The sequence below is a fragment of the Pseudoalteromonas sp. Angola-4 genome, assembly GCF_028599265.1.
Classification (GTDB): domain Bacteria; phylum Pseudomonadota; class Gammaproteobacteria; order Enterobacterales; family Alteromonadaceae; genus Pseudoalteromonas; species Pseudoalteromonas atlantica.
Window position 1 is genome coordinate 107,579 of record NZ_JAQREK010000013.1, and the last position, 20,796, is coordinate 128,374.

The 20,796-nt window shown below is 43.2% G+C and carries 15 protein-coding genes; 3 read left to right on the forward strand and 12 right to left on the reverse strand.

Annotated elements, in window-relative coordinates; all coding sequences use genetic code 11:
- From flgJ to PSH48_RS14950, 11 genes are all read right to left on the reverse strand, one after another.
- Nucleotides 1-1,017 (reverse strand): flagellar assembly peptidoglycan hydrolase FlgJ, encoded by a 1,017-nt coding sequence (gene flgJ, locus PSH48_RS14900; protein ID WP_273608814.1) that lies wholly within the window; start codon nt 1,015-1,017, stop codon nt 1-3.
- Nucleotides 1,018-1,152: 135 nt separating this feature from the next.
- A complete protein-coding gene (locus tag PSH48_RS14905) occupies nt 1,153-2,247 on the reverse strand; it encodes a flagellar basal body P-ring protein FlgI (RefSeq protein WP_004588022.1) in 1,095 nt (364 codons plus the stop codon).
- An 11-nt stretch (nt 2,248-2,258) separates the two neighbouring features.
- Nucleotides 2,259-2,942 (reverse strand): flagellar basal body L-ring protein FlgH, encoded by a 684-nt coding sequence (gene flgH, locus PSH48_RS14910; protein ID WP_004588021.1) that lies wholly within the window; start codon nt 2,940-2,942, stop codon nt 2,259-2,261.
- A 20-nt stretch (nt 2,943-2,962) separates the two neighbouring features.
- On the reverse strand, nt 2,963-3,751 hold the full coding sequence (gene flgG, locus PSH48_RS14915; protein ID WP_004588020.1) for a flagellar basal-body rod protein FlgG: 789 nt from the start codon (nt 3,749-3,751) through the stop codon (nt 2,963-2,965).
- Nucleotides 3,752-3,772: 21 nt separating this feature from the next.
- On the reverse strand, nt 3,773-4,516 hold the full coding sequence (locus PSH48_RS14920) for a flagellar basal body rod protein FlgF (RefSeq protein WP_004588019.1): 744 nt from the start codon (nt 4,514-4,516) through the stop codon (nt 3,773-3,775).
- A 176-nt stretch (nt 4,517-4,692) separates the two neighbouring features.
- Nucleotides 4,693-6,063, reverse strand: coding sequence for a flagellar hook protein FlgE (gene flgE, locus PSH48_RS14925; protein ID WP_154945920.1), 1,371 nt, complete (start codon nt 6,061-6,063; stop codon nt 4,693-4,695).
- Nucleotides 6,064-6,122: 59 nt separating this feature from the next.
- Complete coding sequence (locus PSH48_RS14930; protein ID WP_004588017.1) at nt 6,123-6,803, reverse strand: flagellar hook assembly protein FlgD; 681 nt, start codon at nt 6,801-6,803, stop codon at nt 6,123-6,125.
- A gap of 13 nt (nt 6,804-6,816) precedes the next feature.
- The gene (flgC, locus tag PSH48_RS14935) at nt 6,817-7,248 is read right to left on the reverse strand and encodes a flagellar basal body rod protein FlgC (RefSeq protein WP_004588016.1); all 432 of its coding nucleotides are present in this window, start codon (nt 7,246-7,248) and stop codon (nt 6,817-6,819) included.
- Between the two features lie 5 nt (nt 7,249-7,253).
- Nucleotides 7,254-7,661, reverse strand: a complete 408-nt coding sequence (gene flgB, locus PSH48_RS14940) for a flagellar basal body rod protein FlgB (RefSeq protein WP_004588015.1) — start codon at nt 7,659-7,661, stop codon at nt 7,254-7,256.
- Nucleotides 7,662-7,805: 144 nt separating this feature from the next.
- Nucleotides 7,806-8,636 carry a CheR family methyltransferase gene (locus PSH48_RS14945; RefSeq protein WP_004588014.1) on the reverse strand — a complete coding sequence of 277 codons (831 nt, stop codon included), beginning with the start codon at nt 8,634-8,636 and terminating at the stop codon, nt 7,806-7,808.
- A 21-nt stretch (nt 8,637-8,657) separates the two neighbouring features.
- Nucleotides 8,658-9,590 carry a chemotaxis protein CheV gene (locus PSH48_RS14950; protein WP_004588013.1) on the reverse strand — a complete coding sequence of 311 codons (933 nt, stop codon included), beginning with the start codon at nt 9,588-9,590 and terminating at the stop codon, nt 8,658-8,660.
- Nucleotides 9,591-9,730: 140 nt separating this feature from the next.
- On the opposite strand from PSH48_RS14950, the gene flgA reads away from it, so the two are divergent.
- From flgA to flgN, 3 genes are all read left to right on the forward strand, one after another.
- A complete protein-coding gene (flgA, locus tag PSH48_RS14955; RefSeq protein WP_039972266.1) occupies nt 9,731-10,438 on the forward strand; it encodes a flagellar basal body P-ring formation chaperone FlgA in 708 nt (235 codons plus the stop codon).
- A 76-nt stretch (nt 10,439-10,514) separates the two neighbouring features.
- Nucleotides 10,515-10,838: a flagellar biosynthesis anti-sigma factor FlgM gene (gene flgM / locus PSH48_RS14960; protein WP_004588011.1), complete on the forward strand. Its 324-nt coding sequence runs from the start codon at nt 10,515-10,517 to the stop codon at nt 10,836-10,838.
- Complete coding sequence (gene flgN / locus PSH48_RS14965; RefSeq protein ID WP_126007883.1) at nt 10,831-11,262, forward strand: flagellar protein FlgN; 432 nt, start codon at nt 10,831-10,833, stop codon at nt 11,260-11,262. The genes flgM and flgN overlap by 8 nt, the downstream gene beginning before the upstream one ends.
- A gap of 157 nt (nt 11,263-11,419) precedes the next feature.
- Here flgN and PSH48_RS14970 read toward each other — a convergent pair.
- Nucleotides 11,420-20,796: beta strand repeat-containing protein (locus PSH48_RS14970; RefSeq protein WP_273611806.1), on the reverse strand; the 9,377-nt coding region annotated here is incomplete at its 5' end.

Below are 20,796 nucleotides of genomic sequence, written 5' to 3' on the forward strand. Positions count from 1 at the left end.
TTACTTCACTCCTTGGGTAAACGCGCTTGTTGCAATATTTTTAAGCTCACTGCTATTTAGCACTTTTTTTATTTTACTCGCGTAATTAGGATCGGTTGCATAGCCTGCTTTTTGTAGCGAATCTAAAAATTCGTTTGGCTGTGCTGTTTTTTGTAATGCTTCTTCGTAGCGTGGGTTTTGCGTTAAAAAATCGACAAAGTCGTTCACGCTTTCTTTTATAGATTCGTAAGCTCTAAAACTTGCTTGCTTTTTAACAGGGGTACCTTGCTCAAATTCAAGCGTTACTTTACTTGCTTTATCGCCTTCCCAGCTTTTATCTGATTTAATATTGAACAGGTTATTTGAGCTATTCCCGTCGCTTTTATTAATAATATGCTTACCCCAACCCGTCTCAAGTGCCGCTTGGGCCACCATTACTGCAGGGTTTAAACCAATTTTTTCGGCCGCTGTTTTAGCATGCTCCCACACTGCACTAACAAACTCTTCAGCATTATTAAATGACGACTGTTGTGTAGGCTGTGTTGTGGTTTTAGTTTGTGTTGCCGCACTGCTAACCACTGAGTCATCTTTATTTGCTTGCTTTTCACTGTGTACCTTTTCGTGCGGTAGTTCAGAGCCTGCGCGTTTATCACTCATAAAGTTGTTAGTAGTTCTTAATACGGAGCCAGGCATAAAGTTCTCAGCCTCTGGTGAGAGCTGCTGAACAATTAAATCAGCCAAACCTAAAGACCCATTTGATGAAAGCTCAGAAGAGAGCTGCTGATCGTGCATTTCTTCAAAAAACTTTACGCCGCTAGAGTTAAACGGACTGTCTTCATCTTCAAATGCTTCGTTGGCTTTACGCATCCCTTTTAGAAGCATTTGGGTAAAAATAGCTTCAAATTGTGCCGCTGCTTTTTTTAGCGCCGCTTTAGAGGCATCAGTAGATGCATCACCGCTGTTTAAAGCGTCTTGACGTAAAGTATTAAGATTACTTAAATCAAAAAAGTTTTGCTTATCGAGGTGATTTGTTTCCATCAGCTTTTTGACACAAAAATGAATAATGCTTTAAGAAATGCAAAAATTGAGCCAAAGAAAGGTAAACAGTAAAAAGCTTAAGTACCTTTTGAGTACTTAAGCTTTATTTGGAAGGGTAAACATTCTTAAAAATAATTAAATAACAACAAGCTGTCCGTTAATTGCACCCGCTTCTTTAAGCGCTTCTAAAATAGCCATTAGGTCTCCAGGTGCTGCGCCTACTTCATTTATAGCACGCACTAAGTCATCTAAGCTAACGCCGGGGTTAAATACAAACGCACGAGAATCATCTTGATTAACGTCAATAATACTTTGCTGTGTAACAACGGTTTCGCCTTCTGCTAATGGATTAGGCTGCGTTACATTTTGCTGTTCAGCAATTGTGACTGTTAGGCCGCCATGGGTTATTGCCGCAGGCTGTAGCTTCACATTTTTGCCAATGACAATCGTTCCCGTACGTGAATTAACAATAATTTTGGCTGAAGTGTCAGCAGGCTTAAACTCTAGGTTTTCAAGCGTTGATAAATAAGACACTCGTTGCGATGCATCACGTGGCGCAATAACGCGTACTGAGGCAGCGTCAATAGCTTGTGCACTATTAGGGCCTACCAAGTTGTTAATTGTTGCTTCTAAACGTTTTGCCGTTGTAAAGTCTGGGCGGTTTAGGTTAAAAGTAATGTAGTCGCCTTGCATAAAAGGGCTTTTAACTTCGCGTTCAACAGTCGCTCCGTTAGGTACGCGGCCAACTGTCGGGGTGTTAATGACCACTTTACTGCCATCTAGCCCTTGTGCTCCTAAACCACCCACAATTAGGCTACCTTGTGCTATAGCATATACGTTTCCATCCACCCCTTTTAAGAAAGTTTGTAACAAGGTGCCGCCACGTAAACTGCCTGCACTGCCAATAGAAGATACCGTAATATCAATTGTTTGACCCGGCTTTCTAAACGGCGGAAGCTCAGCATGGACAGCCACTGCTGCTACGTTTTTAATTTTAGGACTTTGTGTTGAAGGCAGCGTAATTCCAAAACTGTTTAGCATGCCTCTAAAGCTTTGTTGCGTATAAGAGTTTTGCTCCCCAGTACCAGGTAGCCCCACCACTAAACCATAGCCAACCAATTGGTTAGCACGTACGCCTTCAACCATAGAGACATCTTTTATACGCTCGGCGCTGGCAGAAAATTGCCAGCCTAGCAGTATGATCAAAATAAACGCTTTAATGCTATTCATACTACTATCCTCTAAAACGGAAATAACGAGCTACTAAAGAAACGTGTTAACCACCCTGGGCTTTGCGCTTCTTGTGTTTGTCCTTTACCTGAATATTGAATTCGGGCATTAGCTATTCTATTCGACTCAACCGTGTTATCGGCGCTTACATCTTGCGGACGTACAAGCCCTTCGAGCCTAATAAACTCTTCGCCGGTGTTAAGTGTTAGCCATTTTTCACCACGAATAACTAAATTACCATTGGGTAAAACACGCATAACATTCACCGAGATGTCGCCCACTAAGCTGTTTGACTGATTTGATTTAGAGTCACCGGTAAATGATGAATCACTACCAATGCCAAACTGAATACTGTCGCCACCTATATTTACAGGTAAACCACCTAACCCAATAACGGGGTCTAGGCTGGCTTCGGTTTCTTTATCGGTTTCGGTTTTAGCGGCTTTTGTAGCTTGTGTTGACTCTTCAAGCTTAACGGTAATTATATCGCCGGTTCTAAGTGCTTTTTTGTCTGAATACAAATCATTAAATGTATTGGTGTTAAACAACGAACCCGTTGCAACAACAGGCTCTGCTACAGGCTCTGGGTACATGGGTGCGTAGTAGGGGTCATCTTGAACCACTTCACTATTTTGCGTAGAAACACAGCCACTTAAAAATAAGGTGCCTGCTGCAAATAAAATAACATTACGCATAACTATCCCCTTGTGCACGGTTATAACTGTTGATTGATGTAGCTCATCATTTCGTCAACGGCCGAAATTACTTTTGAGTTCATTTCGTAAACACGTTGAGTTTCGATAAGGTTAACCAATTCTTCCGTTACATTAACGTTTGATGTTTCAAGCGAGCCTTGAATAATAGTACCTAAGCCTTCTACGCCTGGATTACCTTGAACAGGCGCACCACTAACAGCGGTTTCGGTGTAAAGGTTTTGACCAATTGGCTCAAGACCCGATGGATTAATAAAGTCACTAATTGTTAGCTGGCCAATTACCACGTTATCGGCTTGCCCTGCAACGCGTACAGATACTTCACCATCTTGAGAGACTGTAATTGATTGCGCATCATCGGGTACATTCATTTCCGGCTGAACAACAAAACCTGCACCTGAGGTAACAATGCGGCCGTCTTCATCGGTAGTAAATTGCCCATTTCGCGAATACGCAATATTGCCATCGGGTTGCAGCACTTCAAAAAAGCCTTCGCCTGAGATCATCCAATCGAGTGAGTTTTCGGTGGTGAGCATATTACCTTGCGTAAACTCTTTTTGGTTAGCAACCACTTTTGCACCCGCACCTAGCATTAGGCCAGATGGCAGCTCGGTATCTTGTGATGAGCGCCCGCCAGGTTGGTTGATGTTTTGATACAATAAATCTTCAAAAATAGCGCGGCTTTTTTTGTAACCTACGGTACTGGCATTCGCCAAATTATTTGAAATAACTGAAATATCAGTTTGTTGAGCGTCTAGCCCTGTTTTACTTATCCACAATGCAGGATTCATAAGTATGCCCTCATTTTAAAGTTAAACTATGCGCATCAACTGATCTTGACGTTCGTCAATCTCTTCAGCTGTTTTCATTAGTTTTACTTGTAACTCAAATTGACGTTGGTGGTTGATCATATCGACCATTTCGTGAACTGGATTAACGTTAGACATTTCCAGTGCACCACTTAACACTTTTACATTTGCAGAGGTGTCGACAGTTTGCCCTGGTACAGGTCTAAATAAACCATCGTTGCCTTTTTCAAGCTCTCTGCTGTTTCCTTCAACAACGCGCAGCGTGTCTACTTCTTCTAAAAAATTGGCTGGTGCGCCTTGGGGGCGAACCTGTATGGCACCATCTTCACTAAAACTTATTTTTTCAATAGGAACCGGTAAAATTACGGGGCCACCTTCGCCAATAACTTGACGACCATGACTTGTTACCAACATACCTTGCGCAGTAATGTTTAGCGTGCCTACTTTTGTATAGGCTTCGTTTCCTGAGTCATCTTGAACGGCAAGCCAGGCGTTATCGCTCATGGCAATATCTAAATCTCGCCCTGTTTCGATTATGCCGCCAGAGGTCATGTTAGAACCTGGTCGCTCTTGCATAGAAAACACACGCGTTGGTAAGCCCTCGCCAAATGCTTGCATAGAGCGCGCTTGCGCAAAGTCAGCTTTAAAACCCGTGGTGTTTGCGTTTGCCAAATTATTGGCTTTAAGTGCAAGCCCTTGTAGGCTTTGCTTAGCGCCAGAGGCTGCAATGTAGACCATTTTGTCCATAACATCGACTCACATAAAAAATCTCTGAGCTGATAAATGCAAAATAGATGCCAGGTTAAATTTGACGCAGTATAAGGAAGGTATTGAACGGTTCAGCTAGGCTAATTTTAGCGACATAGCTACAAAAAAGGCTGCAAAAATGCAGCCTTAAAATCTTAACCAAAAATAAGATTAACTTATCTAATCTGCAAAATACTTTGCTGAATTGTTGAGTTAACTTCAAGCGCTCTTGAGTTCGCTTGGTAGTTACGTTGAGCGGTAATCAAATCAACTAATTCGTTTGTTAAGTTGGTATTAGATTGCTCAAGCGCGGATGAATTAATACTACCAAAAGTGCCCGAGCCTGCTTCACCGGCCACTGGCTCACCAGAGTCAATGCTTTGCTTCCAGCTGGTATCGCCTACTTGCGAAAGGCCTTGAGAGTTTGGAAAGCGAACCATAGCAACTTGGCCTAAGTAGGTTGAATCGCCATTGCTGTATGAGGCAACAATTTTACCGTCTGTGCCAATATCAATGCCCGCTAAACGACCCACTGTAGAACCATCTTGGTCAAGTGCTTTTACTTCAAAGCCACTTGAGTACTGAGTTGGAATACGGCCAGCTGTGTTGTTTTCATCACGCCAGTTTAGCTCAATACCTGTACTTGGGAATGTTGCGCCGTTATCAAGCATTGACGATAAACCAGTACCTGCACCTGCCGGTAAATTAATTTCATCAAACGTGGTGGCGTTAGTATTTGCTACACCATCTGTTGTGGCGGGTAAACCGCTAGAATCAAAACCAAGTGTGGTAATAGGTGTATATGGTGTAGTTGTTTGCTCTGCACCAGATGTACCGTTTACCACTTTACCATCAAGCGTAGCGTATACTTCCCAGCTATTGTCTGTACCACCTGCAGCTGCATCTTCTTCTTTTACAAAAAAGTATTGCAGAATATGTGGTTCACCTAATGAGTCGTAAACAGTAGTAGACGTCGACGAATTATAGGTACCGTTCGATGTCGGATCAAAATCGAGGCCTGTTGCATCAGCTGTTGCATCTAAGTTGAACGATAAAAATACGTTTTCGGTTGCGCGAGGCGAACCAGATGAATCAGGAATTTGAATTGGGTTAGTTGTACTTAGACTTACCGATGTGGTGTCCCCACTTGATGCATCAACCGGAAAAGCTTGTAAGTAATTACCTTTGGCGTCAACCATAAAGTTATCTTGGTTAAGCTTAAATGCACCTGCACGAGTATAGGTTAAATCTTGCGACGAAATATCATCAGTCATTGCAAAATACCCTTCGCCGGTAATCGCTAAATCTAACGAGTTGTTAGTAAATTGCAGTGAGCCTTGATGAAATTGCTGTGCAACCATGGTTGTTTGCACACCATCACCATTTTTGGTTTTACCTGCACTAAACACAGATGCAGCATATACATCAGCAAATTCAGCCCGCGATTCTTTAAAACCAGTGGTATTTACGTTAGCAATATTATTTGCTGTTACGTCTAAGTCTTTTTGAGCGGCAGCTAGGCCTGTAAGTGCGATATTAAAGCTCATAATTCACCTCTAACTTTTAATCTAATAGCCTGCTAGCAGGCGAAATACTTTTTAATTGGTTATGCGATCTCTGCGACATCAGTCAACCTAACCGCACCCTCTTTAGTGTTAATAATAATGCCACTAGAGCCATTGATATTAACGCTTTCAATGTTTTTGAATGTTGCCACCGGTAAGCTTGAAAACTCGCCGTTGGTACTGCCCTCTGCAGTAATAGTGTATTCGCCCTCTGGTAGGCGCTCACCGGATTCATTATTACCATCCCAGCTAAAGCGCACTGCACCCGCTGCTTGCGAACCCATATCGATAGTTCTAACCAGTTGCCCAGAAGCATCTGTGACTTTAATTGTTAAATTATCAACGGCTTCTTCAGCAACCGCAGACCCTTTTGCCTCTCCGCTTTCGCCAAGCTCAAGCGTATTAGATTCTAAAAGCGCTTGCTTACCAACCAGCGTTGATGCTTGTAAGGCAGAGTTTGAGGTCATTGACGAGGCAAGTGACTCAAAATTTGTGTTTAAATCTGTGATGCCTTGCGCCATGGTAAAATTAGTCATTTGCGCAATCATCTGATCGTTATCAGCCGGATTACTCGGATCTTGATACGATAGCTGCTGAGTTAGCAACGAGAAAAAATCTTCCTGCGTTAATGCATCGCTCTCTTCAGTGGTTGTCGCTACTTGGGTCTCTTGCCAAGTTATAGAGTCCAAAAAAGATGAACTAGTACTAATATCGTTACTCATAACCTACCCTCGGTTATCGCTGCCCAAGTAACAGCGTTTTGCTTAACATTTGCTTAGCTGCATCGGCAACTTGCACGTTTGTTTGATAAGAGCGAGAAGCAGAGATCATATTTGCCATCTCCTCAACAACATTAACGTTGGGTTTATAGATATAGCCATTTTCATCCGCACTTGGGTGATTAGGGTTATATTCAATTTGTAGTGGTTTGTTACTCTCAACAATTCCCAGCACTTTAACACCAACAGCGGAGCCCTGAGGGTTGCTGGCTGAAGCAGACGCTTTCGTCAACTCGGCAGCAAATACAGGTTGGCGTGCTCGGTAAGTTTTGTCTTGGGATGAACTAATTGTATTAGCATTCGAAATATTACTCGCGGTGGTATTTAAGCGAACATTTTGCGCACTCATACCACTGCCTGAAATATCAAAAACGTTATATAAACTCATAATTATTATCCTTGACTACCGAGCGCTTTATTCAGGCCCTTAAATTTACTACTTAAAAATTGCAGGCTTGCCTGATACTCCATCGCATTCTGTGTATACAAGTTTCGTTCCACCTGTATATCAACTGAGTTACCATCGCCTGTATCTCCTTGATTTGGATTGCGAAATAATTCAGAACCACCTACACTTCGAGTACCACCAGCAATGTGTTTTTCATTGGTAGTAACCATGCTATTGCCGCTTTGCTGAGTTGACCTTGCCGCTTTTAATGCTGAGGCAAAGTCGATATCTTTTGCTTTATAGCCAGGCGTATCAGCATTCGCTATATTTGTGGCAAGTACTTCTGCCCGCTGTGAGCGGATCAACATTGCATGCGGGTGCACACCTAATGCTTTATCAAAACTGATAGCCATAACGTTCTCCAAAAAATTGACTTGCTTAAGTTAAAGCAATTTATAAGCCAGTAGTTTTTAGTTACGTTATTTTTTTATAGAGGGTTGTTATTAAATAAAAAAACGACGCTAAGAACGTCGTTTTTTAATAACAAAGTGATAGGATTATTTTTTTTGGTAGATGATTCCAGGGTTACAACGAACCATATCAAACTCGTTACTTAAGCCCGTCATCGACTCCGACGCACCTAAAAATAAATACCCTTTTGGGTTTAGTGCTTGGGCAAACTGACCAATTATTTTTGCTTTAACCTCTGGTGAAAAATATATAAGGACATTGCGGCAAAAAATAATATCAAACTTCCCCATTAAGGCATAAGAATCAAGCAAGTTTAAATGTCTAAAGCTCACCTGTTTTCTAACTGAGTCGACAACTTTTGCCATACCGTTGCCGCTATCCATAAAGTACTTTTTACGGCGCTCTGCTGATAGGCCTCGCGCTAATGCCAACGCATCATATTCGGCGTTTTTACACATATCGAGCATTGTGTTAGAAATATCAGTACCAATAATTTGTGCCCCCATACGCAACACGCCCGGTTGCTTGGCCTGAAACTCAGCAACAGACATGGCAATAGAGTATGGTTCTTGGCCTGAAGAGCTGGCCGCTGACCAAATTTTTAATGGTCGGCGGGCGTCTTTAAACTCTGGAAACAGTTTATTTTTTAAAAGCTCAAATGGGTATTGATCCCTAAACCACAAGGTTTCGTTAGTGGTCATGGCATCAACTACAGCGGCTCTAAGTTGCCGCTCATGAGGGCCAAGCGTTTTACTCACTAATTGTGATAAAGATTCAACATTAAAACGAGCCATAAGCGGCGCAAGCCTACTTTTTACTAAATACTGCTTGTTTTCGCCTAGCACAATACCACATTGCTGCTCTAAAAATGAGCGAAACTGATCGTAGTCACTTTGCTGCAAATCTTTATTATTCAAATTAATAACACCTATTGTTGTTTAGTCGCAATGAACCCATTTTTTAACTGCTGTTGCCAATTCATCAGGGTTAAATTTTGCTATAAAGTCATCCGCGCCTACTTTTTCGATCATCGCCTGATTAAACACCCCACTCAAAGAAGTGTGTAAAATAACATGTAGAGGCGCTAATTTTGGATCTGCTTTAATTTCTGCTGTTAATGTATAGCCGTCCATTTCAGGCATTTCAACATCAGAGATAAGTAAACCTACGCGCTCAGTAATATCATTTTTACAATCAAGCTCGGCTATTTCTTTAAGCCTAACTAAAGCCTCTTTACCATTTTTTGCAAGCTCAGTTTGCACGCCAAGTGGCTCAAGTGCTCTTTTTACTTGGTTACGTGCAACAGCTGAATCGTCGGCAATAAATACAATGCGCTCGCCTAAGTCTTTTTGTATTGCACTATCGGCGGCAAGGTCGGCGCTAACTTCGGTATTTACTGGACAAATTTCGTTTAAGATTTTTTCTACATCGAGAATTTCGACTAGTTCGTTTTCAATCTCGGTAACGGCAGTTAAATAAGAGTAACGCCCTGCTCCCGACGGAGGTGGCATTATTTTTTCCCAGTTCATATTAACGATTCGCTCAACGCCGCCAACTAAAAAGCCCTGCACTGAACGATTGTATTCTGCAATTATTATGAAGCTGTCTTTAACATTTTCAATAGGTCGGCCGCCTACGGCCATTGATAAGTCGATAACTGAAATAGTTTGACCACGAATATGCGCCACACCCCGAATGTATGCATTTGATTTAGGCATACTCGTTAAAGGAGGACATTGCAGTACTTCTCTTACTTTAAATACATTGATCCCAAAACGCTGACGCCCTCTGAGCTTAAATAATAGTAATTCTAGGCGGTTCTGCCCAACCAACTGGGTGCGTTGGTTTACTGAGTCTAAAATGCCTGCCATTCAAATCTCCTAAAGAAAACAAATAATGCGGAACGATAATTGCTTTCTGTTTATAAAGCTACATAACATCGCGGGAGCGTCTACTTTTTGACGCAAAATATTTATACCCTGTTTGAAACCATAAGCATAGTCGAAACATTATGAGTTTGTTAAAAAAAGTCAGAAGATACAGTGTTTTTTATTTTCTTGCTAGCCTCTGCTTAGCAACACCTTTGCATGCAAAAGTGTTTAGTAAAGATTTATTACAAGAAATAGCAATTTCTCATATTGCAGAGCAAGTTACCGTACCACTTGAAAAAAATGTGGAGATTACCGCGCTTGCTCTCGATAGCCGCATTCCTGATAGAGTATGCGAAAACGAGCCAGAATTAGTCGTGCCAAATGAGCCGCCATTTACACGCCAGGTGACTGTTCAAATAAAATGTAACGATGCGCAAAGCTGGACTCAATATGTCCATGTAAGAATAGTTAAAATGGCGCCCGTTGTGGTTGCCACGGCAAATCTAGCCCGTGGTGAAGTTATTACTAAGTCTCATTTAAGCGTACAAATGAAGCCTTCACAGTTTGTTAGGGTACAATATTTAGATGATCCCTTAATGCTTATTGGCAGCCGCAGTAAGCGAAATATAAGAAGCGGTATGCCGGTTTTGCTCAACCAAATTTGTATGGTTTGCAAAGGCGACGCTGTTAATATTTATGCGAGTATTAAAGGACTTAGAATAAAAACCACGGGGATAGCACTTGAAGATGGCACCCTTGGTGAGCAAGTACAGATAAAGAATAAAAAATCCGGTAAAATTTTGAATGCACGCGTAGATGGTGTAGAGTCTGTGCAAGTAAATATTTAATTTCGATTTATACTAAAGTATCCTATGTATATGCCGATAACTTGGCATAAGTTGGGTAATATACAGGTTTATTATTATGGTTAATCAAGTTAATGGCAGTAATCAACAAGCTAATGCGCTTACAAACGCAAAACAGCAACAAGTTGATATTAAAAAAGATAACGCTGCAAGTACACAAACAACACAGACTCCTTCGCCTAAAGCGGCAAGCGATTCAGTGAGCCTGACGCCGCAAGCACAGCAGTTAAAAACACTGCAAGATAAAGCACAGCAATCATCTGGCTTTGATAGTGAAAAGGTCGCTGAGCTTAAAAAAGCGATTACCGAAGGTAAATACCAAATTGATGCTGAAAAGCTGACTAAAAACTTAGCTGATTTTGAGTTTAACGTATATGGCTGATCACAATAGTTTAATTAGCGTTAAATTAAATGAACAAGTTAAATGCTTGGATTCATTATATGCGTTATTAAACGAAGAGCTTAGTATTATTGCCTCTCGCAGAGGTGAAGGTTTAAAAGAACTTGCCCAACAAAAAATGTCTTTTTTAACTAAGCTTACGCAGCTCGATAAAGAGTTGAATAAACTTTTTGCTGCAAATGATGAAAATGCCCCTGACGTAACTGAACGAGTAGCGCAAGTTAAAGCGCAGTTAGCGCAGTGCCAAAAACAAAATAAAGTAAACTCACATGCTGCCCGCCAAGCACACTTAAGTGTAAAACAATTAAAAGATATTTTAATTGGCGCCCCAACCAGTATGACTTACGACCAAGGCGGTAGTGTAGTTAATACCGACAGCAAGCTGGTTCGTAACCTAAAAGCTTAACTGCTTTTATCTATCCTAATTTATTAAAAAAGCCCTTATTGAAGTCTCAATAAGGGCTTTTTTAGGTTTACTACTTAGCACAAAATAATAACCACACTTTTGATTAAGTGAGTTTTAGAAACCCACTTCAGCTATTTAACTGAAGTGGGTTACTGATTTAAATATCTGTTTGGTTATTACCATTTTCAATTAAGTGTTTAATCATTTCCTCTGATTGATTTTGAACATCAACTGCTGGCGCTGCCTCATCAATACTTCCTCCACTTTGTGCAGGGCTATAAGCAATTGCAGAGCCTTCATCCTCAACCAGTGTATTTAGCGCTATAAACTGCTCTGCATCTTCATCAATGATTACTTCATTAATATTAAGCGGCTCCGCCGAACTCACTTGCACTGTTTGCTCAGGTGTTGATAGGCCACTTAAGTTACCTAAATCAATCGTGTCAATGCTTAATACGGTGCTGCCTGAAATTTCATTAGGTTTTGTATCACCTAATGCTGAATCTTCGCTAAATGATTCTGCAATACTATCGCCTAATCCGAATGTACTTTCAGCTGTACTCAAATTATTTTCAGCTGAAACTAACTCGGAGTTATATCCTTGGTCAATAACATTATTGTATAAATTTTTAACTAAGTAGTTACCGGCTTCATCAATGGTGATAAAACGATAGTCGCTCCAAGAACCTAAATCGAGTACAGACAATAAGTAACTCCACTCACCATTAGCATCCGATTGAACCTCTGTAGAACTTTCTAATACATTAAGATTAATATTTAGCACATCAAGACCAAGCAAGTTATTCCCTACGACGTATACACTACTACCCTCTTCTACAGTGCCTATGGCAGTCAGACCTAAGCCAAACAATCCATGATAGTAACTAACCTGAAAACTTATTGGCGTAGTATCAACAACCAATCCAGATAAATCACCACTTGAAGTAACATTTCCAGATTCATCAGTAGCGGTAGCCGTTACAGTGTATGCTCCATCGAATAAAGCATTGTCTGGTGATACGCTCCATACACCTGTCTCACCCGCTGTTGTATCCTTGGTTACAACAGTACCGCTTTCATCTATAAAGCTTATGGTAATATCTTCATTTGCTCCTGCGGTACCGGTGATCTTAGGTGTGCTATCGCCTGTTAATTCTAAACCAGAGTTAATTACTATACCTGAATCAACTATGCTGCTTATTGATTGCTCGCCAATATTTCCTGCATTATCAAGTACGCTTACATCAACACTGTAGTTCCCTTCATTAAGAGGCTGCGAAGCTGTAACACTCCACGACCCGTCTGTGTTTACTGTTGTTGAAACATTGTGTGTTTCACCTAGTGCGTCAGTAAACATCACCATAACTGCAGCTCCAGCAAAACTTCCGGTTGCCGAGCCTGTAATAGTCGGTGTGGTATCTTGGCCTACTGCAATAGGGTCTATAAATACAATAGGTGCTGTGTAATCAGTACTTGAAACCATGGTATCGCTTGATGAGTTTCCTGCAGCATCACTCACTGTTGCAGTAGCACTAAAACCGCCTTCACTAAGCGGCGTAACAGCTGTGACTGACCAAGTTCCGTTACCTGCCACTTGTGCAGTTAATGTTTGCGAATCACTATTAGCATCAGTAAGTACTACGCTTATGGTTGTACCTGCCGGAGCATCACTTGTACCTGAGATGGTTGGCAGTGAGTTATTCGTAACTGCAAGTTCATTAATTTCAATTGTAGGCGGAGTTAAGTCAACTATGCCATTAAGACTTGTAGAGCTTGTAAGGTTTAAGTTTTCGACTGTCGCATCAACCGTAAATGCACCTTCAGCTAATGGAGTGGTCGGTATCAATGTCCATACACCAGCAATAGCTTGAGTGTTATAGGTTGTTGCATTACCACTGCTATCTGTAATAACAACTTCTACATTACCGTTTAACACATCGGTAGTACCACTAATAGTAGGGGTTGTATCGCTTGTATCTATTATTGGGTTAATTAATAGACTCGGTAAAGTGGTGCTCACAACGCCCGTTTGCGTCACCGTTGCTATATTGCCTGCGTTATCAATACTAATAGCCTCGACGGTTAAATCGCCCTCAGCAAGTAAAGGTGCAACAACAAGCCACGTGCCATCTCCTAATACTGTTGTAGTAACTTCATAAAGTGTGTTTGCAGAGTCGGTAATATTAACCGTGATTAAGCTACCGGTTTCTTCGTCACTGGTGCCAGTAATAGTAGGCGTTAATGTATTAAGTACACCAAAGGCGTCTATTTCTAACGATGGCGGTATGGTATCAATCGTCACTTGCTCAGTAGCAGACTGGCCTAGATTACCCGCAGCATCAGTAATACTTGCGAATACACTATATATACCATCAGGTAGGCTAGTGGTTACTAATGACCACGTGCCATCGCTACCAACAAGGGCATCAAATACTGTTGCGTTGCCGTTACTATCTATCACAGTTACATCAATGTCTGTGCCTTGAGCTTCTTCAGAAGTACCAGAAATAGTTAGAATGTCAGTATTGCTGATGCTCAACGGTAAAATATCTACCACAGGCACAAACGTATCAACAACAAACTCGAGCGTTTGTGTTACTACATTGCCGGCATCATCAGTGATACTCACGTTGGCAACATGCTGCCCTTCAGTCAGCGCATCAACCTCCAGTGAAAATAGCCCTGCTGCATTCACTGTTGTTGTTAGTACTGAGCCTCCGTCCAGCTGAATCTCTACCACTCCATTAATTAAATCACTGGTCCCTTGAATAATTGGAGTAGAATCTGACGTTGTACCAATCACTTGCAAATTAAGCGTTGGCGAGATGGTATCTACTACACTGCTTAGCAGCTGTGTAGCTGTGATCCCGACTTCACTTAATACATTTACAGTTACAGTAAACACGCCCTCAGCAAGTGATTGAGGAACCTGTACAGTCCATGAATTATCTGCCTGCACTATAGCAACCAAATCTTGTGCTATGTTATCGCTATCTACCACTCTCACTAGCACTTCGGTGCCTGGTGCTTGGTCGGTCGTACCGCTAATTACTGGTAAATCACCCTCGCCAGCTACAAAGTCAACCACCGCATTAAGTAACGGCGTTGAAGCATCTACATCTGCCGTCGTAATAGTGGTGGTGTTACCCGCTTCATCAGTTGCAGAGGCTTCAACAACTGATAAGCCAATAATATTAACCGCTAGGCCTAATAACTCCCAATCACCATTGGCATCGGTGGTTACATCGTAAGTTAAGTTAGCCAAATCACCTGCTAATTCTAAATTAACGGTGACTGTTTTACCTTCACCTAAATCGGAAGTACCAGATAAAGATACTAGCTGTCCTAATACGAACGAAGGCACAATAGTAAGCTCTGGCCCTACTGTATCTACTTCGCCACCTGTTTTACTATCAACAGAGGTATTTCCTGCGCTATCAGTCATCGTTGCCGAAACACTGTAAACACCTTCTGCTAATACGTTGTCTGCAGCGGCTTGCCAGTCCCCATTAGCATCCGTTTGTACGGTAATTTGATGCGATGCGCCAGCTGAGTCAGTAAACGTAACGAAAACGTTTGTATTTGGCTCGTTTGATGTGCCACTAATTAATGGCGTGCTGTCTTGGGTAAGTATTAATGAACTTTGATCAATACTAATTTCTGGCGCAATTGTATCTATATTAGCGTTAGTGATATTGCTGCCTGTATTTCCGGCATTATCAGTAATGAATACTTCTACTGAATATGCCCCTTGCGAAAGACTATTGCTTGCCTCTACTGACCAAGTTCCACCGGCTTGCACCGTTGTATTGACAGTATGCGCATTACCTTGGAAGTCGGTAAATACCACAGCAACCACATCTCCTACGGCTGCACCTGTTACACTGCCAGAAACGCTAGGTGTTAAATCTGTACTACCTACAATATCGTTAATGCTAACCACTGGTGCGGTTATATCAACCACACCGGTAGTGCTAGTATTTACAGGGTTGCCCGCGGTATCACTTGTTGATGCAGTAACAGTATACGTGCCTTCGCTAAGCGATAAAGGAGCTGCAACTGACCATGTGCCATTTGCACCTACTGTGGCATTAACTGTTTGCTCTGCGCCTAAGCTATCTGTAATCAAAATAGCGACTATCGCGCCTTGTGGGGTTGTACTTGTACCTGAAATTGTAGGCGTTGTATCATTACTCGTTAGTAGCGGTGTAATATTCAATTCTGGGGCTGTTAAATCTATCAGCCCTGTATCTGTTGCACTGCTGGTTAAGCCACCTTCAGTCACACTGGCTGAAACAGTAAACGTGCCCTCAGGAAGGATATTTGCTGCATCTACACTCCATGTATTATCAGTTACAGTTGTTGTAACCGTGTGCGAGACATTATTAACATCGGTAATAGTAACCGTAACTAACGTACCATTTGCAGCACTACTCGACCCAGAAAGCGTAGGTGTTTGATCGTTTGTATCAACAATGGTGTTTATATTAATGGTAGGTGCATTAGTATTAAGCGTAGCAGTAGCATTTGCTTCACTACTGTTACCTGCAGTATCAGTAATGCTTGCTGAAACTGTCAATTGTCCATCAGTTAATGGCGTGGTTACATCAACACTCCACACTCCGCCTGCCCCCACCGTCGTTGTGTAAGTATCAATGCTATCACCATCAGTAATTGTGACATTAATTGTAGTACCTTCAACCTCATTAGATGTACCTGAAATAGTAGGCGTGCTGCTATTAATTGTACCTAATGCGTCAATGGTAATGGTTGGTGCTTGAGTATCAACAAGCCCTGTTCCAGTGGCTGAACCTGCATTATTAGCATCGTCGGTAATACTAACAACAACACTGTAATTTCCTTCAGGTAAATTTGGCGCTGTTGTTTGCCAATTACCATTTGCATCAACCGTAGCAGCTAACGTATGCGTATCACCATTACTATCTGTAATAACAATATCTACATTTGTGCCAGTAGGTTCACCAGATGTACCACTAATAACTGGCGTATCTGTGTTAAATACGGTTATGTCGTCCAATGCGACTATTGGTATCTGAGTATCAATTGTTAAGTCGATTGTTGTGTTAGTGATATTATTGGCGTCGTCAGCAACATTAATTTGCGCCGTATAGTTACCATCGGTAAGTGCAGTTGGTACCTCTACCTGCCAATTTCCATCAGCATCTACTACCGCAAAAAAGGTTTGGCCATCAATGCTAATTATTACATCAGCACCTATGGCATCACTGGTGCCTGATAGGGTTGGCGTTGTATCTGCTGTAGTGTCGATAGGATTAACGCTAAGAGTAGGTGCTATGCTGTCTATTTCACCTTGTGCTTGCTCAGTGGTTAAATTACCCACATCGTCTCTTACCTCTGCGGTAACAGTGTACTGCCCTTGTGCTAACTCGGTTGGCACTTCAACAGACCAACTTCCATTAGCTTGAACTATGGCCGTAAACTGCTGGCTTTGACCTGCACTATCTACGACGGTTAGTTCTACCTCGGTTCCTTGAACCATATCAGTAACACCAGAGATCACAGGCGTTGCATCATTCGATAATGCATCTACAGTAACGGTAAGCGCAGGTGCTTCATTATCAAAATTAAGTGAGTTGACGCTCGCAACATTGCCGGCTGCATCACTTGCAGTTGCAGTAACATACGCAAGACTAAGCAGAGGTACTGTTATGTTGGCAAGTCCCCATGTGCCATCAGCATTCGTGGTAGCAGTGTAGGTAGCGCCTACAGCACCGCCAACAAGATACTCAGTAATGGTGATCACTGACCCTTCTGGTAAATCAGAATCCCCTGAAAGAGAAACTAAGTTGCCAAGTAAGAACGAAGGAATGATCTCTAAAGTCGGTGGAGTTACATCCACTTCACCGCTGTCTGTCCCTGTGCCCGTGTTGCCCGCTGCATCCGTGATGCTCGCGCTGACGCTGTAGTTACCTTCAGCTAAATCAGTCGCTGGGGTGGCACTCCAATTACCATTGGCGTCGGTTTGTACATCAATAGTTTGTACGGCATTGGCTGCATCGGTAAAGGTTATCGTAACGGTGCTGTTTGGTGCATCACTGGTGCCCGTAACTGTTGGCGAGCTGTCGTTGGTGAGCGCTGGTGCATCCACACTCACACTTGGCGCGGTGGTATCGATGTTACCGCTGCTGCTGATATCAGTGCTGTTACCTGCATCATCGCTAATGCTGGCCTCAATGCTGTAAGGCCCTTCTGCAAGTGCCGTCGGTACTTCCACTGAGAAATTGCCGCTCGCATCCACGGTGGTGGTAAAGGTTTGCTCTGCCCCTAAATCATCGATAACCGTAAAGGTGATCACGGTGCCTTCAACCGCATCACTGGTGCCGCTTAGGGTCGGTGTAGCATCGTTACTTGAACCTGGGCTGGTTAAATCAAGTGTTGGCGCAATGGTATCAACCTCCCCTGCACCTGTGGCGGTCGCTGTGTTACCCGCTGCATCACTTACGCTTGCACTTACGGTAAAGTTGCCCTCAGCAAGGGCTGTTGTAACCGGCACTGACCATGTGCCACTTGCGCCCACTGTGGCGGTAATGGTTTGCTGTGCACCGGCATTGTCTGTCACAATAATTGTCACTTCACTGCCTTGTGGCGCATCACTTGTGCCGGAGATCGTCGGTGTTGTGTCGTTGCTAACGCCGTTATCTGTAATAACAAGGCTCGGTGGGGTTAAATCAATCTCACCGGTTTCGCTCGCGCTGCCGATATTACCCAGACCATCGTCTACTTCTGCGGTCACTGTGTATTCGCCTTCAGCTAATTCAGTTGGTGCATCAACGCTCCACACGCCACCGGTTACGGTGGTATCAACAGTCGTAATATTACCCGCGCTATCTTCAAACGTTAGGCTAATGGTGGTGCCATCGGCTGCATCGCTTGTCCCATTAATGGTTGGTGTGGTGTCGTTGGTATCAACCAAGGCATTAATGCTAATGCTTGGCGCGGTGGTGTTGAGCGTGGCTGTTTCACTAACTGTGGTGGTGTTACCGGCGTTGTCGCTCACGCTGGCTTCAATGGTCAGCTCACCATCAACCAGTGCATTTGGTACATCCGCTGACCAGCTGCCATTCGCTTGCACTGTGGCGGTGAAAGTTTCGGTGGTAATGCCATCGCTGACGCTGATGCTAATTACCGTGCCGGCTGGTGCATTCGTGGTACCACTAATAGTTGGCGTGCTGTCGTTGGTGGCACCCACAGTATCGAGTGTCAGTGTCGGTGCAAGGCTATCTATAGTGCCCGATTTCGTAGCGCCGCCTGTATTGCCCGCCGCATCCGTAATGCTGGCTTGTACATTGTAGCTGCCATCAGGTAATTCTGGGCTGATTGCTTGCCAGTTGCCGTTGACATCCACGGTGGCGGTGAGCGGTGTTTCATCGCCATTACTGTCGGTGATTACAATGTTTACAACTGTGCCTTCTGGCTCAGTTGAAGTACCACTAATAAGTGGAGTACTGTCGTTACCAAGCCCCAGTGCATCCACAGTTACAACCGGGGTAATGGTATCTACATTGCCACTGCTGTTGGCGGTGCTCTCATTGCCTGCGGCATCAGTAATACTCGCCGTTACAGTAAAGTCGCCTTGTGCCAGCGCACTGGGCACTTCAATATCCCAATGCCCATCCGTACCAACGGTGGTGGTAATGGTTTGCACAGCGCCGTCACTGTCGGTCACGGTGAGTGTTACCGTGCCGCCAATTTCGTTACTGGTGCCTTGTAATGTAGGGGTTAAGTCGTTTACATCACCCACGGTTTGCATGGTTAATGTGGGTGCTTGTGTATCTAAAGTAATTGTATCGGTTACTGTTGTTGTGTTTCCTGCTTCATCAGACACGCTCACTTCGATGGTGTTATCACCTTCATTCAAGTCTGTTTGAGGGGTTACTTCCCAACTTCCATTGGCATCTACTGTGGTTGTTAGTGTTTGTTCAACACCGTTTTCATCAGTGATCACTACAGTAATCGTTGTACCTACATCGGCATCACTCGTGCCTGAAATAGTCGGTGTTGTATCATTGGTTACAGCATCAAAATCAACGGTTAAACTTGGCCCCGCAGTATCAATATTACCGGTTGCTGTATCTAAAGCGCTATTGCCTGCAGCATCAGAAACCTCTGCCTGTACAGTATAATCCCCTGAAGCTAACTCTTGAGAAAGCTCTACACTCCAGTTCCCTTGTGCATCCGTTGTCGTATTAAACGAGCGAACAACTCCTTGCGAATCTGTAACAGTCAAGCTTATTACAGTGCCAGAAACAACGCCTGTAGTATTACCAGCAATAATTGGTGTTGTATCATTACTGGTTTCTAGATCGTTAATTTGTATGGTTGGCGGCGTAATATCAATTACGGCATCAAGTTCTGCTATGGCTGAACCACCGCCTAAATCAGTCACTGTTGCACTGATTGATACACTTCCCTCAGGTAAATCGGCTGGCGGAGTAACACTCCACTGTCCGTTTGCATCAACAACCGTAGTTAAGGTAATAGTCGCACCTGTAGAGTCAGTGATCTGAACTTCAACAGACGAACCTACTTCTGCATTAAATGTATCACCGCTTATTTGTGGGGTTTGATCGTTGGTTTCACCAATCACATCAATAGTGATAGTTAACGCACTTGTATCAATAGTACCAGAGGCGCTTGCAGTACCTTCATTGCCAGCGTTATCGCTAATAGTAGCATCAACAGTATAGCTACCTTCAGCTAAAGCTACGGGTACTTCAACTGTCCAACTTCCATCTGCAATGACTTGTGCGGTGATTGTTTGCACCGCACCATTTGCGTCCGTTACAGTTAAAGTAACAGTTGAGCCTGTAGGTTCCCCGCTTACCGTACCTGATAGAGTTGGTGTAGTATCACTTGTATCACCTAGCGCATTTATTGTCACAACCGGCGCAGTTGTATCAACCTCACCTGTGGTAGTGGCCGTGGTTTCATTACCTGCGTTATCAGTTACCGATACCTCAACGGTAAATTCACCTTCACTTAGCTCATTAGGTACATCTACACTAAAGGTGCCATCGGCTTGCACTTCGGTAGTAATGGTTTGTGGGTTACCCGCTTCATCCGTCACAGTAATCGTAACAACGGTGCCCTCTGGCTCACCCGTTGCAGACCCTGAAATAGTCGGTGTGGTGTCGTTTGTATCACCCACCGGGTCAATTAACACTGTGGGCGCTGCGGTATCAACCTCACCTGTGGTGGTTGCTGTAGTTTCATTACCTGCGTTATCGGTTACCGATACCTCAACGGTAAATTCACCTTCACTTAGCTCATTCGGTACATCTACACTAAAGGTGCCATCGGCTTGCACTTCGGTAGTAATGGTTTGTGGGTTACCCGCTTCATCCGTCACGGTGATCGTAACAACTGTGCCCTCAGGCTCACCCGTTGCAGACCCTGAAATAGTCGGTGTGGTGTCGTTTGTATCACCCACGGGATCTATTATTACTGTAGGCGCTGCGGTATCAACCTCACCTGTGGTGGTGGCTGTAGTTT